General features: G+C 38.9%; 14 protein-coding genes and 1 riboswitch. Of the genes, 9 read left to right on the forward strand and 5 right to left on the reverse strand.

The annotated features are described in order from the left end of the window. Positions 1-13 precede the first annotated feature (13 nt). A complete protein-coding gene (locus EL215_RS07845) occupies positions 14-958 on the reverse strand; it encodes a gluconeogenesis factor YvcK family protein (protein WP_126471317.1) in 945 nt (314 codons plus the stop codon). A gap of 145 nt (positions 959-1103) precedes the next feature. After that, a riboswitch (molybdenum cofactor riboswitch) is annotated at positions 1104-1244 on the forward strand. Between EL215_RS07845 and moaA the strand changes: the two genes are divergently transcribed. From moaA to EL215_RS07870, 5 genes are all read left to right on the forward strand, one after another. After that, complete coding sequence (moaA, locus tag EL215_RS07850; RefSeq protein WP_049355725.1) at positions 1233-2246, forward strand: GTP 3',8-cyclase MoaA; 1014 nt, start codon at positions 1233-1235, stop codon at positions 2244-2246. Its footprint overlaps the riboswitch before it by 12 nt. An 88-nt stretch (positions 2247-2334) precedes the next feature. Next, a complete protein-coding gene (moaC, locus tag EL215_RS07855; RefSeq protein ID WP_126472046.1) occupies positions 2335-2817 on the forward strand; it encodes a cyclic pyranopterin monophosphate synthase MoaC in 483 nt (160 codons plus the stop codon). Between the two features lies 1 nt (position 2818). Further along, on the forward strand, positions 2819-3064 hold the full coding sequence (gene moaD / locus EL215_RS07860; protein ID WP_126471319.1) for a molybdopterin synthase sulfur carrier subunit: 246 nt from the start codon (positions 2819-2821) through the stop codon (positions 3062-3064). Next, positions 3065-3517, forward strand: a complete 453-nt coding sequence (moaE, locus tag EL215_RS07865) for a molybdopterin synthase catalytic subunit MoaE (RefSeq protein ID WP_126471321.1) — start codon at positions 3065-3067, stop codon at positions 3515-3517. Between the two features lie 258 nt (positions 3518-3775). Beyond that, positions 3776-6046 (forward strand): YadA-like family protein, encoded by a 2271-nt coding sequence (locus EL215_RS07870; RefSeq protein ID WP_126471323.1) that lies wholly within the window; start codon positions 3776-3778, stop codon positions 6044-6046. Positions 6047-6146: 100 nt separating this feature from the next. Here the strand turns inward: EL215_RS07870 and EL215_RS07875 are convergent, their stop codons facing one another. The 3 genes from EL215_RS07875 to purE all read right to left on the reverse strand — a co-directional run bounded on the left by EL215_RS07875 (position 6147) and on the right by purE (position 9129). After that, a complete protein-coding gene (locus EL215_RS07875) occupies positions 6147-7337 on the reverse strand; it encodes an amino acid aminotransferase (protein ID WP_126471325.1) in 1191 nt (396 codons plus the stop codon). Between the two features lie 138 nt (positions 7338-7475). Beyond that, positions 7476-8564 carry a 5-(carboxyamino)imidazole ribonucleotide synthase gene (purK, locus tag EL215_RS07880; RefSeq protein WP_126471327.1) on the reverse strand — a complete coding sequence of 363 codons (1089 nt, stop codon included), beginning with the start codon at positions 8562-8564 and terminating at the stop codon, positions 7476-7478. Positions 8565-8634: 70 nt separating this feature from the next. Next, positions 8635-9129: a 5-(carboxyamino)imidazole ribonucleotide mutase gene (purE, locus tag EL215_RS07885; protein ID WP_126471329.1), complete on the reverse strand. Its 495-nt coding sequence runs from the start codon at positions 9127-9129 to the stop codon at positions 8635-8637. A gap of 162 nt (positions 9130-9291) precedes the next feature. Between purE and pepN the strand changes: the two genes are divergently transcribed. From pepN to rnm, 3 genes are all read left to right on the forward strand, one after another. Beyond that, positions 9292-11901: an aminopeptidase N gene (pepN, locus tag EL215_RS07890; RefSeq protein WP_126471331.1), complete on the forward strand. Its 2610-nt coding sequence runs from the start codon at positions 9292-9294 to the stop codon at positions 11899-11901. Positions 11902-11969: 68 nt separating this feature from the next. Next, positions 11970-12989 carry a quinone-dependent dihydroorotate dehydrogenase gene (gene pyrD, locus EL215_RS07895; RefSeq protein ID WP_126471333.1) on the forward strand — a complete coding sequence of 340 codons (1020 nt, stop codon included), beginning with the start codon at positions 11970-11972 and terminating at the stop codon, positions 12987-12989. Next, positions 12990-13817, forward strand: a complete 828-nt coding sequence (rnm, locus tag EL215_RS07900; RefSeq protein WP_126471335.1) for an RNase RNM — start codon at positions 12990-12992, stop codon at positions 13815-13817. A 27-nt stretch (positions 13818-13844) separates the two neighbouring features. On the opposite strand, the gene EL215_RS07905 is transcribed toward rnm, so the two are convergent. Then, positions 13845-14744 (reverse strand): LysR family transcriptional regulator, encoded by a 900-nt coding sequence (locus EL215_RS07905; protein ID WP_126471337.1) that lies wholly within the window; start codon positions 14742-14744, stop codon positions 13845-13847. A 97-nt stretch (positions 14745-14841) separates the two neighbouring features. Here EL215_RS07905 and topA point away from each other — a divergent pair, with 97 nt between their 5' ends. Then, on the forward strand, positions 14842-17448 hold the full coding sequence (gene topA / locus EL215_RS07910; protein ID WP_126471339.1) for a type I DNA topoisomerase: 2607 nt from the start codon (positions 14842-14844) through the stop codon (positions 17446-17448). The last annotated feature ends 1 nt before the right edge of the window (position 17449 follow it).

The following is a 17449-nucleotide window of genomic DNA, read 5'->3' on the forward strand; positions in this document are numbered from 1 at the left end:
GTGCGGCTTTTTTTTATTCGTAATCTAATTCACCCACTAATTCATCAATAGCTTTAGCAAGTAATGTTCTGTCATGACGATAGCTGATATCATCTGCATTCAAGCGTTTAGCTAAAATTTTAACGGGAGAAATCGCAGACAAGTCGACCGCACTTTGTTCACGATAAGGGGTTATAGCACCATCAATAACGGGGGCACCGACGATTTCATTAATTTTCTGAATACGATCAGCCAGTGAAAGCTGAGAGGCAGCGCCAATTTCTATCCCTAAATTATCAATAAAAATTACTTTCGCTTTGCTATTACGCAGAGCAGTCGCTAATTCAGGTAATAATAATGGTGGCATAATGCTCGTCATGAAACTTCCTGGACCAAGTAAAATGACTTCCGCTTGCTCCAATGCTCGAATAGCTTCTTGTGCGGCTTTAACCATAGGCACTAAGAAAAGTGATCGGGGTAATTCTGTTAAATTATCAATGCTCACTTCACCGACAATACTGGAGCCTGAACCTAAACTCGCAGCAAGATGAACGGGTTCTTCTGACATGGGAATAATGTGAGATTTTACTTTGAGTAATTCACGAATTAAGTTAATGGCTTCAATAGGGCGAATATGCATATCTTCTAAGGCTTTGAGCATTAAATTGCCTAAATTATGCCCAGAAAGTTCACCTTCACCCGTAAATCGGTATTCAAATAATGCGGAGGTCGTGCTCGGTTCAATAATGATTTGGTTTAAGCAATTACGTAGATCGCCCCATGCAATGCCACCTTGAGCTAGCCGAATACGACCCGTTGAACCACCATTATCTGTGGTGGTAACAATACCTGTTAAGCGCTCTTTCATAAAACTGAGCGCCGATAATACACGCCCTAATCCATGCCCACCACCAATAGCAACAATATATTTGATTTCGTCTAAATACTCATGACGACTGTAGCGAGATAAATCAGACATTTTTTCTTTTCACCTAAAGTTATTATAATGTTATATATTTTTTTATATAAGTTAATGCTGTTATTTTTATCAATATAGTCGGGTTATTCTAGCAAATTATTGCTATTAACCGCTTGCTTTTATTACAATACCAGCACAATTTATTTTTAACGCATAACTCCGAGCTTGTTTAGCCTAAGTTTCATAGAAATACGGCGACAAGCCAATAACGCCGTGTGTTATTCAGGGATACGCTGGAAACGGTTTATCCTCTCCATATTTAGAAAGGTGTAAAATGCAATCCATTCCTATCAAGAACGTAGGAGAGTCTCGCTTAGTCGATCCTTTCCAACGCCAATATTACTATCTACGACTGTCGATTACCGATCAGTGTAATTTTCGTTGTACCTATTGTTTACCTGATGGTTATCAACCCGAAGCTAACAAACCAAGTTTCTTAACCTTAAAAGAAATTACCCATCTTGCTCAAGCGTTTGCTGAAATGGGCACAGAGAAAATCCGTTTAACGGGTGGCGAACCGACTTTACGCAAAGATTTTATTTCTATTGCTGAAAGCATTGCTAATATTGATGGAATCCGTCAATTAGCTGTCACGACAAACGGCTATCGCATGGCAAAAGATGTGGCTGATTGGAAGAAAGCAGGGATTACGTCCATTAACGTCAGTGTTGATAGTTTAGATCCAAAAATGTTCCATCAAATTACAGGTATCAATAAATTTGATGACGTGATGCGTGGTATCGATCGTGCATTTGAAGTGGGCTACAACAAAGTTAAAGTCAATTCAGTTTTGATGAAAAATTTGAATGACAAAGAATTTGAACAATTCCTTGTTTGGGTGAAAGATCGTCCAATTCAAATGCGCTTTATCGAACTCATGCAAACAGGCGAAATGGATAGTTTCTTTGATAAATTCCATCTTTCAGGACAAGTATTAGCGGATAAGTTGCTGCAAAACGGTTGGCAATTACAACACAAATCCCATACTGATGGTCCTGCTAAAGTATTCACGCATCCTGATTATGCAGGCGAAATTGGCTTAATTATGCCTTATGAGAAGAATTTCTGCGCAAGTTGTAATCGTCTCAGAGTATCAGCGAAGGGCAAACTTCATCTCTGTCTATTCGGTGAAGAAGGCATTGAATTACGTGATTTATTGCAATCCCATGAACAGCAAGATATTTTGCAAGCACGTATTTTTTCTGCACTACAAGGCAAACGTGAACATCATTATTTGCATATCGGTGATAGTGGCGTAAGAAATCATTTAGCCTCTATCGGTGGCTAAAAGAAAATAGGTGAATTTTGCTATTCACTTATTTTGCTTTTGTCACACATGTAAAACATTCAATATTTTAACCGCACTTTATTTTATTATGACTACATTTACGCATATCAATTCTCAAGGCGAAGCCAATATGGTGGATGTTTCTGCAAAGGCAGAGACTGTTCGTGAAGCTCGTGCTGAAGCCATCGTTACTATGTCAAAAGAAACCCTTGCTATGATCGTGGAAGGCAAACATCACAAAGGCGATGTATTTGCTACAGCACGTATTGCAGGTATTCAAGCGGCAAAACGTACTTGGGAACTTATCCCGCTTTGCCATCCATTGTTACTTTCTAAAGTAGAAGTGAATTTAGAACCGTTACTTGAAACAAACCAAGTTCGTATTCAATCTCTTTGTAAATTAACCGGAAAAACCGGCGTAGAAATGGAAGCATTAACGGCAGCAAGTGTAGCAGCCTTAACCATTTACGATATGTGTAAAGCCGTACAAAAAGACATGGTGATTGAGAATGTTCGCCTGTTAGAAAAGAGCGGTGGAAAATCCGGTCATTTTATTGCGGAGGAAAAATAAAATGTTAAATGTTTTATTTTTTGCTCAAACTCGTGAATTAATTGGTGAAGATTCAATTCAGCTTGAAGGTGATTTTGCAACAGCGGAAGTGGTGCGTGAACATCTTGCTCAAAAAGGTGATAGATGGGCGTTAGCGTTAGAAAAAGGGAAGCTTTTAGTCGCTATCAATCAAACCTTGATGCCATTAGAAAGTGCGGTCAAAAATGGGGATGAAATTGCATTTTTCCCACCGGTAACAGGGGGCTAAATGACGGATATTCAAATTTCAGTACAAGAACAGCCTTTCGATCAAAATACCGTTTATCAATGGCTATCTGAGCAACATTCAGTTGGCGCAACGGTTATTTTCGTGGGTAAAGTTCGCGATCTTAATTTAGGTGATGAGGTATCGAGCTTATACTTAGAGCATTATCCCGCCATGACAGAAAAAGCCTTACGTGAAATTGTAGAACAGGCGAAAGCGCGTTGGGATATTCAGCGAGTGTCTGTGATTCATCGCGTAGGCCTTTTGCATACTGGAGATGAAATTGTTTTAGTCGGCATTAGTTCTGCTCACCGAGGTGATGCCTATCATGCCAACGAATTTATTATGGACTTCTTAAAATCCAAAGCCCCGTTCTGGAAAAAAGAACAAACCAATCAAGGCGAACGTTGGATTGAAGCAAGAGAGAGCGATAAAGAAGCGTTAGAGAAGTGGTAATTCAATATAAAAAACATGGTCATTTTATGGCCATTTTTTATTCCTGTAAAAAAAGTGTAACTGCATTTTGGTATATTATGTGATGATTTGTAAATTTTTTATTTTTCAATGAAAAAGACTGTTTTATTAAATGATATCTAAAATAATGTAAATTCAGTATTCATTGTAATAAATATTGTATTATACTTATACAGTATTGTTTAGGTTATTTGTACTTGAATATAATCATATACAATCATATACAATGGGAAATTAATTATGAATCATGTTTTTAAAATTATTTGGAATAAAGTAAATCAATGCTGGGTTGCTGTTTCAGAACTAAGCAAATCTGTGGGTAAATCATCTCAAACCGATGAACGTAAAGCATTAAATGTAATTATTGGCGCTGCAGTTTTAGCTGGTGCAACTACAAGCGCGATGGCTGAAACCAATGTTGTTGTCAATGATAAAGGTACAGTTATTGGCGGAACTGGTGCAGTAGCTGATCGACCTAACGCAGTTGTTTTAGGTAATAGCGCTAATTCTAATACGGCAGACTCTATTGCTATTGGTACAGGGGCTAAAGTAGAGGGAAATGCTGATTACAACCAATACAATATTGCAATTGGTAATAAAGCTCGATCAACCAATAAAGAAACAGTTGCCATTGGTAACAATGCAAATGGCTGGGGCTCTGGCGGTATTGCAATTGGTAGTGGTAGCAATGCACCATTTCGCGGTACGGCAGTTGGTTATGGTACAAAAGCAAGTGATGAGGGATGGGCTACAGCTATCGGTAATGAATCAAATGCAAGTGGTCGTGGTGCAATCGCTATGGGTAATGGCGCAAAATCATCAGGAAATGATGCTATTGCTTTAGGCTTTATAACTAATGCAAGTGGAGAAAATGCAGTTACTATTGGTGTGCGTTCATTTGCAACAGGTAAATCAGCCTCTGCTTATGGTTCGAATACCAAAGCATCAGGAGATTATTCGACAGCAATAGGTGTTGTAGCAAATACAACAGGTTATTCGAGTACTGCGTTAGGTCATCGTGCAAAAGCTGAAGGTCATGGATCTACTGCTTTAGGTTCTTACTCTTGGTCAAAAGGTGGTGGTTCGGCGGCTTTAGGATATCAGGCAAGAGCTATAGGAAGTACCTCCATAGCTATTGGACCAAGATCAACATCATCTGCAGAAGATGCTCTAGCTCTTGGAGGAGGGGCTAATGCTTCAGGCATGAGTTCTATTGCTATTGGTGAAAGCACCAAAGCTGAGGGTTATAATTCTGTTGCATTAGGTTCTGATTCTACTAATACTCATGAAAATTCGGTTGCTCTAGGCTCAAGTTCTGCAGGGGCAAAAAATGTGTTTAATGATGCTGCTACTAAATTAGAATCTTTTGATGATGGTGCAAATTCAAAAACAATTAATTATAACGGCACGTCTTCATATAAAACGATAATTAATTATGGTTATTCTTTCACTAAAGAATCAACAGGTGCGGTTTCTGTCGGTGATGGCTCTCTTGTTCGCCAAATCCAAAATGTAGGTGCGGGTCGAATTACGGCTACTTCAAATGATGCGGTAAATGGTAGCCAGTTATATCAAGCATATTACAATGCAGGCTTTAACATTCAAAACAATGGTACTGAAACATCACGTATTAATACCCATGGCAAAGTGAATTTTGTAAATGGTGAAAATACTGAAGTCGTTGTAAAAGATGGTGAGAATGCAGCAGAAATTAAAGTGAATGCAAAAGACACTTCAGCATCAGTTGAAGCTGGTTCTGATGCAATTACTGTGACTGTGGGTGAACCAACGAAAGTTACTGGAAAAGACGGTGTGACTGTTACTACAGTAACCAATTACAAAGTGGATCTTTCACAAAAAACCAAAGATGAAATCAAAAATGCAGGTGGTCGTGGATTTAACGTGACTGCAAGTGCATCTGAAGGTACTGTTGTAAATGAAGTGACAGAAGAAACTGTTCAATCCACTGCAACAAAAATGGATAAGTTAACACTTGATGCGGGTAAAAATATTAAATTAACCCATAAAAAAGGCAAAGTGTTAAGTGTTGCGGTATCTGATACTCCAACATTTACCAATGTTACAACAACGGGGGATCTTAACGTTGGTGGTACAGTCCATGCACATGGTGGCTTGGATGTTCACAATAATCGTATTGTGAATGTGGCTGATCCTAAAGACCCAACTGATGCAGTAAATAAACGTTATGTTGATAATGCAGTGAAAAACATTAATAACAACATCAATCGTTTAGACAACAAAATTGATCACGTTGATCGTAAATTACGAGCAGGTATTGCAGGAGCAACAGCGATTTCTTTCTTACAACGTCCAAATGAAGCGGGTAAAAGCTTAGTTTCTGTTGGTGTTAGTGGTTATCGCAACGAAAATGCATTAGCGGTTGGTTATGGTCGAAATTCTGACAACAACAAAGTTTCGATTAAAGTTGGTGCAAGTATCAATTCCCGTAGTGATGTGAACTGGGGCGGAAGCATCGGTTACCAATGGTAATTATTTGATAAAAAGGCAGAGTAAAATCTGCCTTTTCTTTTGTTATGTTGAGATGAAAAAAAGTGCGGTAAAATTTAACCGCACTTTTGGTTTTTATTGATTAAAGCACTTTCACAATGCTTTCACACAAATAACGAATATTGTCTTCAGTGATACCGGCCACATTGATACGACCAGAACGAACAGCGTAAATCGCAAATTCTTCTTTTAAGCGATCGACTTGTTCAGGCGATAAGCCACTGAAAGAGAACATACCGTTTTGTTCCATGATAAAGCTGAAATCTTGTTCTGCACCGTATTCTTTTAATAACTGAACGAATAAATGACGCATTTTTTTGATGCGTTCACGCATTTCAGTCAATTCATTTTCCCACTCTTGGCGAAGTTGTGGATCATTTAACACCGTGGCTACGGTCGCCCCACCATGAGATGCTGGGTTAGAGTAGAGGGTACGAATAATTGATTTCACCTGTGTTAATGCAGTTGAAGCAATTTCTGCATTTTCAGCCACAAGGGTAAAAGCACCTACACGCTCATTGTATAAACCAAAGTTTTTAGAGAATGAACTCGCCACTAATAATTCTTTATGATTTGCCGCAAAAGCACGTAAACCGTAAGCATCTTGGTCTAAGCCATTGGCTAAACCTTGATAAGCAAAGTCAAAGAGTGGCAACCAACCATTTTTAGCTGAAAGTGCGGCTAATTCTTGCCATTGTTCAGGGGTTGGGTCAATACCGGTTGGATTGTGGCAGCAACCGTGTAAAAGCACCACATCGCCTTCGCTTGCTTGGCTTAAATCTTCAAGTAAATGTTCCCAGTCAAGGGCTTTGCGTTCAGCATCATAATAACGATACTCACGAATCGTCATGCCTACCGCATTGAAAATGGCATTGTGGTTAGGCCATGTTGGTGTACTAATCCATACATTTTGAGCTTTGGTTTGGCGTTTAATGAATTCCGCAGCGATGCGTAATGCACCTGTGCCCCCTAAACTTTGCGCAGTTCTTGCACGGTTTGCTTTAATGACATCAGAATCTTTACCGAAAAGAAGCTCTTTTGTGCGTTCGTTATAATCGGCAATACCATCGATAGTCAGATAGTTTTTTGTTTTTTCGTTATCAAATAAGCGTTTTTCTGCTTCTTTCACTGCACGCATAATCGGTGTTGTACCTTGTGCATCTTTATAAACGCCAATGCCTAAATTGATTTTATTTTCACGGGTTTCAGATTTGAATGCTTCGCCTAAGCCTAAGATAGGATCGGCCGGAGCCGCTTTGATATGTTCAAACATAGCTTTTCCTTATGTATGTGTTGTGAGATAAGTAATTTTATACTTCAGCCGATAGATTTTATCAAGAAGAACCTGATAAAAATCAACCGCACTTTGATGTTTTTAGATATTCATCAAAAAGTGCGGTTGTTTTTTGGATTATTTTAATTTCTCAATCGCCCAATTTAAACCGGATTGATAGTCTTCAGGGAGTTCATGACGAAGTTTTTCAAGCTGTTGAATAATGATTGTTTTATCAGGATGCGTAATATTGATATGACCTAATTTCCGACCAGGACGAACTTCCTTACCATACCAATGTAACTGAGAGAATGGTGTGTTCAACCATTGTGGATTATGTTCTGTACCAATCAAGTTGACCATAACACTTGGGGCAATAGGTTGTAATGACGGTGTAGGTAAATCTAATAAAGCACGTAGGTGCAATTCAAATTGACTGATAGCACAACCTAATTGTGTCCAATGTCCGCTATTATGCACACGAGGGGCAAGCTCATTAATTAATAATTTATCACCCACCACAAAGCATTCCATTGCCATTACACCCACATATTCAAGCTTATCCATGATTTTCCCGAGCATAGACTCCGCCTGAATTTGTTGGCTGTGTTGTTGAGGGAATGAAACATCTGTCACACTGTAACGTAAAATGCCATTTTGCTGTAGGTTATGTGTTACAGGATAGAAACGTTTTTCACCATTTTTAAATCTTGCGCCTACGATAGACACTTCGTAATCAAAAGGAATAAATTTTTCTGCAATAACTTCACCAAATAAATCGTCCGTAATATCACGTTGATTATTTTCAGTGATAATCCATTGACCTCGACCGTCATAACCACCGGTACGACGTTTTACCACGACTTTTTCGCCTACGTTTGTAAATACTTCAGTCCATTGCGTTTTATCTTCTAATAAACACCATGGTGAGGTAGAGAGATTGAGTTCATCCAGTAAAGATTTTTGGGTAAAACGATCTGCTAATAAGCCAAAAACATTCTGATTAACGAAATTCTTATGATGGCCTAATAATTCAGTTAACGGTGTTTTTTCCCAACGTTCAATCTCTGCGGTGATGATGGCATTTTTAGGTAAATCAAATACGGGGGCATTGAACTCAAGTGGTTGAACATTAATGTCTAATGGCGCGCCAGCGTAACGTAACATTCTGCCGAGTTGGCCATTCCCAAGCACATAAACGGTAGGATATAGGGTAGAGTTTTGCATAAAATTTCTCATCAAATCTAGCTAAAAAAACAACCGCACTTTAAAAAGTGCGGTCAAATTGCAAGGTGTTTTATGTACGAGGATCAGGATTATCCAATACCATATTGGTTTGATTTTCGCGGAATACTTGTAGGCGAGCGAATAACGCCTCATCCCAACCTGCAAGAATTTGTGCAGCGAGTAATCCTGCATTAGCAGCACCAGCAGGGCCAATCGCTAATGTACCGACAGGAATGCCTTTCGGCATTTGCACGATAGAATAGAGACTATCAACACCGCTTAACATAGAACTTTTAACAGGGACACCCAATACAGGTACAAGCGTTTTAGCCGCAATCATACCGGGTAAATGAGCAGCGCCACCCGCACCTGCAATAATCACTTTGTAACCATTTTTTTGTGCATTTTCGGCAAATTCAAACAGCTTATCGGGGGTTCGATGTGCGGAAACGACTTCAACATGATATGTCACATTGAGTTCATCTAAAATTTGAGTGGCTTCTTGCATGGTTGCCCAGTCGCTTTTTGAGCCCATCACAATAGCAATTTGTGCGGTATTTGACATATTTTTAAAAAATTATCTGATAAAAAAACGATACGTAGAATAGCATATTTGTTCACTTTTAAGCAAACGTTTGCTATGTGGTGAAAGCTGAAAATTCCATTGCAAGTTTGGTCATAAAATCTTATCCTAATATGAGTTTTTTTCTTAGAAATAGAGCAGATTATGTTAGCTAAAGCGAAATATAGAAAAGATTACAAACAACCTGATTTTACGGTTACGGATATTTTCCTTGATTTTCAATTAGATCCTAAGCATACCGTTGTCACTGCAAAAACAACCTTCCAACGTTTAAATAATGAAGCAACTTATCTACGATTAGATGGTCATGGTTTCCAATTTGCCTCCATTAAATTCAATGGCGAAGATTTTAAACATTATCATCAAGACCATGAAAGTTTAACGTTAGATTTAACCAATCAAAGTGCGGTTAATTTTGAACTTGAAATTGTGACGAATCTAGAGCCTGCACAAAACACCTCTTTACAAGGGCTTTATCAATCAGGTGAGGGTATTTGTACACAATGTGAAGCAGAAGGTTTCCGTCAAATTACCTATATGCTTGACCGTCCAGATGTATTGGCGCGCTATACAACCAAAATTACCGCAGATAAGACTAAATATCCTTACTTACTTTCTAATGGTAATCGTATTGCAAGTGGTGAATTAGAGGATGGTCGTCATTGGGTTGAATGGAATGACCCATTCCCGAAACCAAGCTATTTATTTGCTTTAGTGGCAGGTGATTTTGATTTATTACAAGATACTTTTACGACAAAAAGTGGTCGTAAAGTAGCCTTAGAGCTTTATGTTGACCGTGGCAATCTTGATCGCGCTTCGTGGGCAATGGAAAGCCTGAAAAAAGCGATGAAATGGGATGAAGACCGTTTCAATTTAGAATACGACTTAGATATTTACATGATTGTTGCTGTGGACTTCTTCAATATGGGTGCCATGGAAAATAAAGGGTTGAATATTTTTAACGCTAAATTTGTGTTGGCAAATCCACAAACCGCAACCGATGATGATTATCTCGCCATTGAAAGCGTAATTGCACACGAATATTTCCATAACTGGACGGGAAACCGTGTAACTTGCCGTGATTGGTTCCAATTAAGTTTGAAAGAAGGTTTAACGGTTTTCCGTGATCAAGAGTTTTCATCTGATACAGGTTCTCGAGCGGTCAATCGTATTAATAATGTGAAATTCTTACGTACGGTACAATTTGCCGAAGATGCAAGCCCAATGTCACACCCAATTCGCCCTGAAAAAGTCATTGAAATGAATAACTTCTATACCGTGACCGTATATGAAAAAGGGGCAGAAGTGATTCGTATGTTGCACACTTTATTAGGTGAACAAGGTTTCCAAAAAGGGATGCAACTTTATATTGCTGAAAACGATGGTAAAGCGGCAACCTGCGAAGATTTTGTGTCTGCAATGGAACGTGCGAATGACGTTGATTTAGCTCAATTCCGTCGTTGGTATAGCCAATCTGGTACGCCAGAATTATTGATTAGTGATGCCTATGATGAACAAACTCATACTTATCGTTTAACCGTTTCACAATCTACGCCGCCAACAGCGGATCAAATGGAAAAAGTAAACTTACATATTCCATTGAAAATTGCGCTTTATGATGCTAACGGTAACAAGCAAACATTACAGTACAATGGAAAATTATCAAATGATGTACTCAATGTTACGGAAAAAGATCAAATATTTGAATTTCATAATCTCTATTGTCGACCTATTCCTGCATTATTGTGTGATTTTTCTGCACCAGTTAAACTGGATTATGATTATACGACTACACAATTACTTAGCCTGCTTAAATTTTCTAATAATCAGTTTGTTCGATGGGATGCGGCACAAACGCTATTGGCTCAAGAATTACGCCGTAATGTAGCGAATTTTCAGCAAGGAGAGCGATTAGAGATCTCACCTGACATTTTGATTGCACTCGCTCATGTGTTGGAAAATTATGAACAAGATATTGAATTAGCTACATTGATTTTGACTTTTCCAAAAGAAATTGAGTTTGCAGAAAGCTTCAAAACAATTGATCCTGATGGTATTACTGCAGCAAGAGAATTTATGTTGGTGCAAATAGCCGAATACTTAAAAAATGATTTATTGAGGATTTACACGCATATTCGTCTTGATGTTTATCAAGTGACTCAGAAAGACATTGCTTTACGAGCAATGCGCAATGTTTGTTTAAGTTATTTGGCCTACAGTAACCTAGGTAATAATGTGGTACAAAAACATTACAATAATGCTAATAATATGACCGATACTTTAGCCGCACTGAATATGGCAACTAAGGCATCATTGCCTTGCCGTGATACTTTATTAGCAGATTTTGAACAAAAATGGCAACATGATGGCTTAGTGATGGATAAATGGTTTGCGTTACAAGCAACCCGCCCTGATGAAAACGTATTGGAAATTGTACAAACATTAATGGAACATCCTAGCTTTAACTTCCACAATCCAAACCGCTTACGCTCATTAGTTGGAAACTTTATAAATTATAATTTAAAAGCCTTCCACCATATTAGTGGATCTGGTTATCGTTTTTTGACAGATGTTTTAATTCGTTTAAATGATAGCAACCCACAAGTTGCAGCACGTTTAATTGAGCCACTGATTCGTTTCTCTCGTTTCGATGAACAGCGTCAAACCTTAATGAAACGCGCCTTGGAGCGATTAAGCGCTGTTGAAGAGCTCTCAAAAGATCTATTTGAGAAAATAGAGAAAGCCTTGCAATAACCCAATAGTGCGGTTAATTTTAACCGCACTTTCCATTTACAGTGAACTATCCTGAGAGATAAACGAGTATGTATTCTTTGATCCGTAAAGCTATCTTTTCCCTTGATCCTGAAACCGCCCATGATTTAGTGATTAAATCATTGCATTTAGCGGGTAAATCACCTTGCCAATTTTTATTAAAGCAGCTTTTGGCTTATCCACAAGGTTCGCCTAAGCAAGTAATGGGCATTACGTTTAAAAACCCTATTGGGTTAGCCGCGGGCGCAGATAAAAATGCCGAAGCGATTGATGGATTTGGTGCGATGGGATTTGGTTTTATTGAAGTGGGTACGGTTACGCCTTTGGCACAAGAGGGAAATGCGAAACCCCGTCAATTCCGTTTAGTGGAAGCTGAGGGGATTATTAACCGTAATGGATTCAATAATTATGGCATTGATTACGTGGTCGAGAATGTTAAAAAGGCAAAATTTGATGGTGTAATTGGGATTAATATTGGCAAAAATAAAGTCACGCCACTTGAAAAGGGGAAAGATGATTACTTATTTTGCTTAAATAAAGCCTATAACTATGCCGATTATATTACGGTAAATATTTCATCACCGAATACTCCGGATTTACGCCAATTGCAATACGGTGATTACTTTGATGATTTATTGAAAAATATAAAACAACGTCAAAAAGTATTAGCTGAGCAATACAATAAATATGTGCCGATTGCCGTAAAAATTGCACCTGATTTATATGAGTCTGAGCTGGTTCAAATAGCTGATACCTTACTTCGTCACCGAATGGATGGGGTAATTGCGACTAACACCACCATTTCTCGCGACAACGTCACAGGTTTGAAAAATGCAGAACAACAAGGCGGCTTAAGTGGAAAGCCATTACAGCAGAAAAGTACAGCAATTATTCGAAGATTATATCAAGAACTCAAAGGACAAATCCCGATTATCGGGAGTGGGGGCATTGATGGTGTACAAAATGCACAAGAGAAGATTGAAGCCGGTGCAGAATTATTACAAGTTTATTCGGGTTTGATTTATCACGGTCCAAACTTAGTAAAAGAATTAGTGAAAGCGATTAAATAAATGACAAAAAAATATGATTTACATTGCCATAGTACAGCGTCAGATGGTGTTTTAACACCTACGGAGCTTATGCAACGAGCTCATGAGCAAGGTATCAATGTGCTTGCTTTATGTGATCACGACACGATAATGGGTATTGATGAAGCCAAAATTGAAGCCGATAAATTAGGTATAGATCTGATTAATGGCGTGGAAATTTCAACGAATTGGGAAGGTCGTGGCATCCATATTGTTGGATTAAATTTTGATAAAACACATCCTAAAATGACCGCACTTTTAGCCGAACAAAAATCACTGAGAGAAAAAAGAGCGGTCGAAATTGGCCACAAATTAGAAAAAGCAGGTGTCCCCAATGCCTATGAAGGCGCAAAAGCGTTGGCTAATGGGGAAGTGACTCGTGCGCATTATGCGCGTTATTTGGTACAAATCGGCAAGGTTTCAAATGATGGGCAAGCCTTTAAGCGTTATCTTGGTAGTGGAAAATCGTGTTTTGTCAAAGCTGAATGGGTGGATATTCCAACAGCGATTGAGACGATTCATGCTGCAGGTGGCGTTGCCGTCATTGCTCATCCTATGCGTTATAACATGACAGGAAAATGGATTCGTCGATTAATTGTTGATTTCAAACAATGGGGCGGTGATGGCGTGGAAGTCGCAGATAGTGGACAGACCAAAGATCAGCGGCAATATATTGCGCGTTTAGCCAATGAATATGACTTAGCCGCCTCTTTAGGATCAGACTTTCATTTTCCTTGTGGATGGATTGAATTAGGAAAAAATTTGTTTTTACCTGAAGAGGTCAAACCGATTTGGACATTATTTCAATAATAAAGGGCGGTCAATCCGCCCTTGTTTTTATATTTGACTGTTCTCACACAAGCCGAGACTCGCTAGAAATTCAATAAATGCGCGAACTTTAGCCGGTAAATGACGACGATTTGGGTAAACCACATAAATATCTAAAGGTTTTTGTTTATATTCAGACAAAATTTCAACTAATTCACCCGAAGCAAGTGCATCTTTTACAAAGAAACCAGGTGAATTGCTGATGCCCAAGCCCGCTTTCGTCATCTCTAACAACGCCATCCCATTATTGGACACTACTTTAGATTGAATTTTATAACGTTGAATTTGATTGGCTTTTGTTGATTGCCAATATACTTGATTTAACGATGATTTATAAAGTAAACCTTGGTGATATTCTAAATCATCAGGTGTAAGTGGTGTGCCTCGCGACTCTAAATAACTTGGCGAAGCAACAAAATGCATAGGGGAGCTGCTAATTTTACGCGCAACAAGTGAGCTGTCTTGCATATAACCGATACGTAATGCTAAGTCATAGCCTTCCGCAACGAGATCGACGCGCTTGTCTTCAAACTCAATTTCTACGTGTAAATTGGGATGAAGCTCAATAAATTTAGGCAAGTTAGGTGAAATATAAAGTAAGCCAAAATCACGTGGCACGGAGATTAATAAATTACCCTGCAAGCTCGTTGTCATATTACTGATGCTAGAATCAGCCTCATTTAAATCTAATAAAATAGCTTGGCAACGTTGGTAATAAAGCATACCTGCTTCAGTTGGCATAATTTTTCGTGTTGTACGTTGTAATAATCGTGTTTTTAAATGTTCTTCTAATTGTGAAACTAATTTACTCACCATTGCCACAGAAATATTCTGTTGGTTTGCGGCTTGTGTAAAACTTTGCGTTTCGATTACTTTGCAGAAAACCGAAATTGCATTGAGTTTATCCATTTATAAATCCTTTTTGAAAAAAAGCTTGATTTTATCGGCGTAAGTTTGCAGTATATCGGCTATTTTAGAGAATTCTAGTTATATTTTAGGTAAGCAAATGAGCAAATCTTTAGTGATTGTGGAGTCGCCAGCCAAAGCGAAAACCATCAATAAATATTTAGGTAGCCAGTATGTGGTGAAATCCAGCGTAGGGCATATTTGTGATTTGCCGACATCAGGAAGTAGTACTGGCGAAAAGGCTAAGCCAGTTTCGACAAAAGGATTAAGTACAGAAGAAAAAGCAAAAATTAAAGCAGAGAAAGAGCGTTCCGCTTTAGTTAAACGTATGGGGATTGATCCTTATCACGATTGGAAAGCTAATTACCAAATTCTACCTGGCAAAGAAAAAGTGGTTGCCGAATTAAAATCCCTTGCAAAAAAATCCGATCATATTTATCTCGCAACCGACTTGGATAGAGAAGGAGAGGCTATCGCATGGCATTTACGTGAAGTGATCGGTGGCGATGATAGTCGTTTTAGTCGTGTTGTATTTAATGAGATTACTAAAAAAGCGATTGAAAAAGCGTTCCAGCATCCTGCTCACATTAATATGGACCAGGTTAATGCTCAGCAAACCCGTCGTTTCTTAGACCGCGTAGTAGGCTTTATGGTGTCACCATTATTATGGAAGAAAGTGGCACGTGGGTTATCTGCAGGACGAGTACAATCTGTTGCCGTAAAATTGGTGGTAGAACGTGAGCGTGAAATCAAAGCATTCCAACCGGAAGAGTTTTGGGAAATTGAAGCGCTAACCCAAACGAGTAAGAAAGAAGGCTTGCGTTTGGATGTGGTGCAATATAAAGGCAAGAAATTTGAGCCGAAAAATGAAAAAGAAGCTCAAAGTGCGGTCGATTTTTTAAATAAATCACACTACGTTGTCACAGATTTAGAAACAAAACCAACAGGTTCTAAACCAAGAGCCCCATTTATTACTTCAACCTTACAACAAACTGCAAGCACGCGTTTAGGTTTTGGGGTGAAGAAAACTATGATGTTGGCACAACGTTTATACGAAGCCGGTTACATCACTTATATGCGTACTGACTCTACTAACTTGAGCCAAGATGCATTAAATATGGCACGCGCTTATATCGAAAGCCATTTCGGCAAAGATTATTTGCCCGCTAAACCAAATTTCTATTCGAGCAAAGAAAACGCACAAGAAGCACACGAAGCGATTCGTCCTTCTGATGTCAAACTGCTTGCGGAACATTTAAGTGGCATGGATAAAGATGCTGTGCGTTTGTATGATTTAATCTGGCGTCAATTTGTAGCCTGCCAAATGCCTGCTGCACAATATGACAGCACAACCGTCACTGTAATGGCTGGCGATTATGAGTTGAAAGCCAAAGGCCGTATTTTACGCTTTGATGGTTGGACAAAAGTCTTGCCACAATTAGGTAAAAATCCAGAAGACCAAATTTTACCGGCGGTGAGTTTAAACGAAACATTAGCACTAAAAACGGTTTCGCCAAGCCAACACTTTACCAAACCGCCCGCTCGTTTTACTGAAGCAGCATTGGTAAAAGAATTGGAGAAACGTGGTATTGGTCGTCCTTCGACTTATGCGGCAATTATTTCGACCATTCAGGAACGAGGTTATGTACGTACTGAAAATCGTCGTTTTTATGCTGAAAAAATGGGGGAAATCGTTACCGATCGCTTAAATCAATCGTTTACTGATTTGATGAATTATGATTTCACTGCCAATATGGAAAACGTACTAGACCAAATTGCATCCGGTGAAAAAAATTGGAAAGCTGAGTTAAATCAATTCTTCAAAGATTTTTCTACCCAACTTTCTACGGCTGAATTAGATGAGCTAGAAGGTGGAATGAAGCCGAATAGCCTTGTGCTCACCGATATTGATTGCCCAACTTGTGGCCGCAAAATGGCGATTCGCACAGCAAGTACTGGTGTCTTCCTTGGTTGTTCTGGTTATGCATTACCACCAAAAGAGCGTTGTAAAACAACGATTAATCTCATTCCAGAAGCAGAATTACTCAATGTATTGGATGAGGCCTCTGAAACCAAAGCCTTAATGGATCGTAAACGTTGCCCAAAATGTGGTACGGCGATGGATAGCTATATCATCGACCCACATCGTAAATTGCATATTTGTGGTAACAATCCGAATTGTGATGGTTATTTGGTTGAACAAGGCCAATTCAAAATTAAAGGCTATGATGGTCCGATTGTAGAATGTGATAAGTGTGGTTCAGATATGCACTTAAAACTCGGTCGTTTTGGTAAATATATGGGCTGTACCAGTTGTGATAATACCCGTAAGATTTTGAAAAATGGCGAAGTTGCACCGCCAAAAGAAGAACCGGTTCATTTCCCTGAATTGAAATGTGAAAAATCTGATGCGTATTTTGTATTACGTGATGGTGCAAGTGGCGTGTTTATGTCAGCACATAACTTCCCGAAATCACGTGAAACTCGAGCAGCAAAAGTGGCGGAATTAGCGCTTTATCGTGATCGTTTACCAGAAAAATTACGTTATTTAGCGGATGCGCCACAAAAAGACCCTGAGGGTAATGAAGCCATTATCCGCTTTAGCCGTAAAGAAAAACATCAATATGTGACATCTGAAAAGAATGGCAAAGCCACAAAATGGATTGTGGATTATATTGATGGAAAGTGGGTAGAACGGAAAAAGTAGG

Source organism: Haemophilus parainfluenzae, from assembly GCF_900638025.1.
GTDB lineage: Bacteria > Pseudomonadota > Gammaproteobacteria > Enterobacterales > Pasteurellaceae > Haemophilus_D > Haemophilus_D parainfluenzae_J.